The sequence below is a fragment of the Tumebacillus algifaecis genome (genome assembly GCF_002243515.1).
Lineage (GTDB): Bacteria > Bacillota > Bacilli > Tumebacillales > Tumebacillaceae > Tumebacillus_A > Tumebacillus_A algifaecis.
Genome location: NZ_CP022657.1, coordinates 1,330,001 through 1,335,000, shown reverse-complemented (window position 1 = coordinate 1,335,000; position 5,000 = coordinate 1,330,001). Strand labels below are relative to the sequence as shown.

The following is a 5,000-nucleotide window of genomic DNA, read 5'->3' as shown; positions in this document are numbered from 1 at the left end:
AGCCGTTCCATCACATATCCGAGCGATTCGGCCGTGCAATCATCAAGTTGAGCTTCGAGCACGTGAATCGTCTCACGAACAGGCTCACTTCCTATCGCTTCCCCGAGCAAAACGCGAATGACATTCGGCACAGCGAAGTCCTTCGTTCCTGCCCCATACCCAATTTTTTCAACCGTAAAGTTTTGCAGGGGTCCGAATTGAGTGACCAGCGCTTTCAGTACGCCAGCACCGGTCGGTGTGGTCAATTCACCCTCCGAGTGCGAGCGAGCCAAAGGAATACCTGTCAACAGTTCTGCGGTCGCTGGTGCCGGAATCGGATATAGTCCATGAGCCATTCTCATCTTGCCATAGCCTGTCGGAACGGGCGAAGCAAACAGTTGATCGACACCCAAATCCTCCAGTGCCAGACAAATTCCAATCGTGTCGATGATCGAGTCCATCGCACCTACTTCGTGGAAATGAACTTCAGACGGATGAATACCGTGAATCTTTCCTTCCGCCTCCGCAATCTCTTTAAAGATGGTCAGACTCCGTACCTTGACACGCTCAGGTAGTTCACTTTCTCGGATCATCTCCAAAATCGTCGCTGCTTTTCGATGCTCATGATGGTGATGCGTATGTAACGGTCCATGTCCGTGTTCATGTCCGTGTTCATGTCCATGTCCGTGTTCATGTCCGTGTTCATGTCCGTGTTCATGTCCGTGTTCATGTCCGTGTTCATGTCCGTGTTCATGTCCGTGTCCATGACTGTGTCCATGACTGTGTCCATGACTGTGTCCATGACTGTGTCCATGACTGTGTCCATGACTGTGTCCATGACTGTGTCCATGGCTGTGTCCATGGCTGTGTCCATGATCGTGTCCATGGCTGTGTCCATGATCGTGTCCATGGCTGTGTCCATGATCGTGCCCATGCCCATGATGATGGTCGAGCGCTTCCGGTAGACGGATTTGCAATTTTTTCGCGGTGATCCCCTGCTTGTCCACCGTATCGACCCAGAGCTCAAAATCATCGATCGGCAGTTTCAGCAGTTCGCGTTTCACATAATCTAGATCTGCACCTGCATCGACCAGGGCAGCAAGCAACATATCACCGCTGATTCCCGAAACACAGTCCAAATAAAGCGTTCTCATCACGATGCCCCCTCCAAAATCGCCTGTTGAATGATCGATGCGGAAAAAGCAGCACCAAATCCATTATCGATATTCACAACGGTCACCCCTGCTGCACAGGAAGTAAGCATCGAGAGCAGTGGCGTCAAACCGCCAAAATGCGCTCCATACCCCACGCTCGTCGGCACTGCGACGACAGGTCGGCGCACCAAACCACCGATCACACTGCCCAGCGCGCCTTCCATGCCCGCGACAACGATCACCACGCTAGCTTCACGGATTCGCTCCCGTTGAGCCAGCAAACGATCGATGCCCGCCACACCCACATCATAGATGCGGTCAACCTCATTTCCCATCCACTCGGCCGTGCGTGCCGCCTCTTCTGCTACCGGAAGATCGGCAGTGCCTGCAGAGACCACTGCCACCTTGCCAGCAAAACGGCGCTCACAGCTTCCGACTGTCAGCAAACGAGACATCTCATCATAAACGGCATCCGGAACAGCTTCCCTCACCAGTTCGTACATCGACCGATCTGCACGGGTGACCATCACCTTACCATGTTTCTCATGCAAGCGAACAAAGATCGCCTGCACCTGCTCAGGCGTTTTGCCTTGCCCAAAAATCACTTCCGGGTATCCAGTACGTGATTCTCTGGCGTAATCGACCTTGCCGAACCCAAGATCTTCAAACCCACGAATCGCCGTCTCCGCCTCGGTTACCGACAGCTCACCCGCCCGAACTTTGTGTAAGATGTCTTGTAACTTCATGCGTTCGTTTTCGCAGTCAAAGGCTCATTCATCGAACCGCTGCGGTATCCTTGTAAGTCAAGTGTCACATACGTGAAGCCTTCTGCTTTTAAAATCGCGGTGATTTCTTCAGCCAACTCGACCGCCTTCATCAACTCTTCCGGCAAAACCTCAACGCGAGCAATGTTATCATGATGGCGAATTCGAATCTGTTTAAACCCAAACTTGCGCAGCGAATCCTCCCCGCGATCCAACTGCCCCACCTTATCCAAAGTGATCAGCGACCCGTATGGAATTCGCGAGGACAGACATGCGAAGGAAGGCTTATTCCAGTTCGGCACCCCCATCTCGCGCGCCATTTGACGCAACTCTTCTTTATAGATTTCCGCTTCTTGCAGGACGCTGCGAATCTCGTATTCTTTCGCAGCTTGGCGACCCGGACGATAATCACCGAGATCATCCATGTTCGCCCCGTCCAAAATATTCGGAATCCCACGCTCTTGTGCTAAGCTGGTCAGCGTGTGGTACAAACCAGCTTTGCAGTGATAGCATCGGTCCGGGTTATTCGCAACAAAATTCGGATTCTCCATCTCTTTTACCTGCACGATCTCATGGCGAACTCCAAACTCTTTGGCGAGTGCGATCGCTTCCTGTAATTCTCGTTCCGGGAACGTTTCGGAAGCTGCCGTCACAGCCAACACCTTATCACCAAGCACTTCATGTGCGCACTTCAACACAAAGGTGCTGTCGATCCCAGCTGAAAACGCGACAATCACCTGATCCATTTCGCTTAAAATATCCAAAAGATTCTGCTTCTTTTGTAAGAAATCCATGATTTCGCACTTCCCTTCTTCTACTTGAAGACGATAATATTGTATCAGAAAAAACAGGCGACAAGAACCCAAGTCATCGGGCATACTAGAACAGGAGGTGATTCAAGAAATGATGCTGAAACGTGAAACGGTCTATGATTTGGAAAATACATATGATCAAATTGCCGATGAAGACGAGGAAATTGTGGAACAAATCTTCACAAAGCTCGATCAACTTCACAAAGAAGTGACTCGACGCCACAAATATAACACAGATGAGATCGATGACAAATTGGTCACCTTGTTTTCTCAAGCAGCTCAAGGACAAAATATTTCCGAAAAGTGGGCGAAAGGCTACCTTTTCTACAAATATTTTGACGAAGAGTAAAACATAGCGCACAAAAAGACCCGGCTTTTACTAGCGGGTCTTTTTGTTTATCTGATAAAATATATATTAAGGTATAAGCATCGTAAGAGGAGGAGAGATCATGGCATCAAAACGATTGGCTACGAACGTGGAAGGGGAATTTTTTGTTAATTCAAACTGCATCGACTGCGACACATGTCGGCAATTAGCCCCGGAATTTTACTCAGCGGTCGGGGACTTCTCAGCGGTGACCAAACAGCCTCAAGGCGATGAAGAAAAGCGAATCGCCTATCGCGCGATGTTGTCGTGTCCGACCGGTGCCATTCAATCCAATGAGAAATCTGGTCTATTCGAAGCAGGTGATGATTTCCCACTCTTGCTGACTGAGGGGGTCTATTATTGCGGATTTACCTCTCGCAAATCATACGGGGGAAGCAGTTATTTGCTCCTCCATCCCGATGGGAACTGGCTGATCGATGCTCCGCGTTTTCATCGTCCGCTCGCTGAGAAGATTGCAGCGCTGGGCGGCATTCGTTATATCTTTCTCACACACCGCGATGATGTGGCAGATGCGGACAAATATGCAGCCTACTTCAAAGCGGAACGCATCATACATGAGTTAGAACTGGACGCACAGCCGGAAGCAGAACATGTGCTTACCGGAATGGAGCCAATTCAGTGGCATCCTGACTTCAAGATAATCCCACTACCAGGTCATACAGAAGGCCACACAGTACTGCTTTACAAACAAACGTATCTCTTTTCAGGTGACCACCTCGCATGGGATGATGATACGAACGCCCTCAATGCGCACCGAAATTATTGTTGGTATTCCTTTGAAGAGCAAATGCGCTCAATGGAAAAATTGGCTCAAGAAAACTTCACGTGGCTCTTACCTGGCCACGGACGACGCGTCATGCTACAGGAAAATGAAATACGGCTGGAAATGCAAAAATTGATCGAGCGAATGAAGCACTGATCAAAAAGCCACACCTCTTTGCCTGAGGTGTGGCTTTTTGATCGATTCGATTAGTATGCAAACTCTGCGGAGCTATAACCTGTGCTACCCGTATAGGAAGCGAAGCTCGACGTCACAGCGATCACATCATAATATCCGAAGTCAGGTGTCGATAAGGTGAAGGACAGTTCGCCAAGGCTGTTCGTCGTGCCAACCCGTCGATTGCGTTCCACGCGCCACGAATCGATCAATTTCACGGTGACCGGCGCCCCGACAACAGGTTGATTGTTGGCGTCCTTCACGACAACTTTGCCGATGAGGTTTTGACCAGATGGCACATACCAGTCGTTGAGAACGATCGTAGTCGTGGTGCTGATCGTACTTTGCGCTTGTGCGGCAGATGCAGTTTTCGCATCAACAGCACCTGCGCCTGCCATCGTGCTTACCGCTAGAGTCAACGTAGCCATCCAAATCATTGATTTTTTCATATTAATACCTCCAAGTATTTTTGAATTATTATTATCATAATACAAAGAATGAATCCCATCAACACTAACAAAAGTATAGTTTATTAAAATTATGTATAGAGATACAACAAAAGAACCGACTCATAACGAGTCGGTTCTCAATTTGCCTAGCGATGTCTTACTCTCCCAGGACCCTGCGGTCCAAGTACCATCAGCGCTGGAAAGCTTAACTTCTGTGTTCGGGATGGGAACAGGTGTGACCTTTCCGCCATCATCACTAGATCTGGTGCGGTCAAGAGGACTTGAACCTCCACAGGGTTGCCCCCACAAGAACCTGAATCTTGCGCGTCTGCCAATTCCGCCATGACCGCATATACAAAGGATGTGTGTTCCCTGAAAACTGGATGCGAAAATAACTGTGAGTTTTGGACATACTTAGGATAAGCCCTCGACCGATTAGTACTGGTCAGCTACACGCCTCGCGGCGCTTCCACCTCCAGCCTATCAACCTTGTCTTCTACAAGGGGTCTTACCACGT

General features: G+C 49.4%; 6 protein-coding genes, 1 tRNA gene and 2 rRNA genes (2 of these 9 running past the window's edge). 2 read left to right on the top strand and 7 right to left on the bottom strand.

Features of this window, described 5'->3' with window-relative positions; all coding sequences use genetic code 11:
- The 3 genes in view from larC to larE are tightly spaced (each overlapping or abutting the next) and all read right to left on the bottom strand, a layout consistent with a single transcriptional unit that may run on beyond the window.
- Nucleotides 1–1,133, bottom strand: the 5' portion of a protein-coding gene (gene larC, locus CIG75_RS06105; RefSeq protein WP_157729676.1) for a nickel pincer cofactor biosynthesis protein LarC. 364 nt of this gene lie to the left of the window's left edge; the window shows 1,133 of its 1,497 coding nt (coding positions 1–1,133); its start codon is at nt 1,131–1,133; its stop codon lies beyond the left edge, outside the window.
- Complete coding sequence (larB, locus tag CIG75_RS06100) at nt 1,133–1,879, bottom strand: nickel pincer cofactor biosynthesis protein LarB (RefSeq protein ID WP_094235853.1); 747 nt, start codon at nt 1,877–1,879, stop codon at nt 1,133–1,135. Before larB ends, larC begins: the two co-directional genes overlap by 1 nt.
- Nucleotides 1,876–2,691, bottom strand: a complete 816-nt coding sequence (gene larE, locus CIG75_RS06095; RefSeq protein ID WP_094235852.1) for an ATP-dependent sacrificial sulfur transferase LarE — start codon at nt 2,689–2,691, stop codon at nt 1,876–1,878. The genes larB and larE overlap by 4 nt, the downstream gene beginning before the upstream one ends.
- A gap of 109 nt (nt 2,692–2,800) precedes the next feature.
- Between larE and CIG75_RS06090 the strand changes: the two genes are divergently transcribed.
- Together CIG75_RS06090 and CIG75_RS06085 are read left to right on the top strand one after the other, a co-directional pair.
- On the top strand, nt 2,801–3,058 hold the full coding sequence (locus tag CIG75_RS06090; protein ID WP_094235851.1) for a hypothetical protein: 258 nt from the start codon (nt 2,801–2,803) through the stop codon (nt 3,056–3,058).
- Between the two features lie 100 nt (nt 3,059–3,158).
- Complete coding sequence (locus CIG75_RS06085) at nt 3,159–4,016, top strand: MBL fold metallo-hydrolase (RefSeq protein WP_094235850.1); 858 nt, start codon at nt 3,159–3,161, stop codon at nt 4,014–4,016.
- Nucleotides 4,017–4,066: 50 nt separating this feature from the next.
- Here CIG75_RS06085 and CIG75_RS06080 read toward each other — a convergent pair whose 3' ends face one another.
- From CIG75_RS06080 to CIG75_RS06065, 4 genes are all read right to left on the bottom strand, one after another.
- Complete coding sequence (locus CIG75_RS06080; RefSeq protein ID WP_094235849.1) at nt 4,067–4,483, bottom strand: hypothetical protein; 417 nt, start codon at nt 4,481–4,483, stop codon at nt 4,067–4,069.
- 144 nt (nt 4,484–4,627) lie between these two features.
- Nucleotides 4,628–4,744, bottom strand: a 5S ribosomal RNA gene (gene rrf / locus CIG75_RS06075).
- Between the two features lie 2 nt (nt 4,745–4,746).
- A tRNA-Leu gene (locus CIG75_RS06070) sits at nt 4,747–4,833 on the bottom strand.
- 65 nt (nt 4,834–4,898) lie between these two features.
- Nucleotides 4,899–5,000, bottom strand: a 23S ribosomal RNA gene (locus CIG75_RS06065); it runs 2,828 nt beyond the window's last position.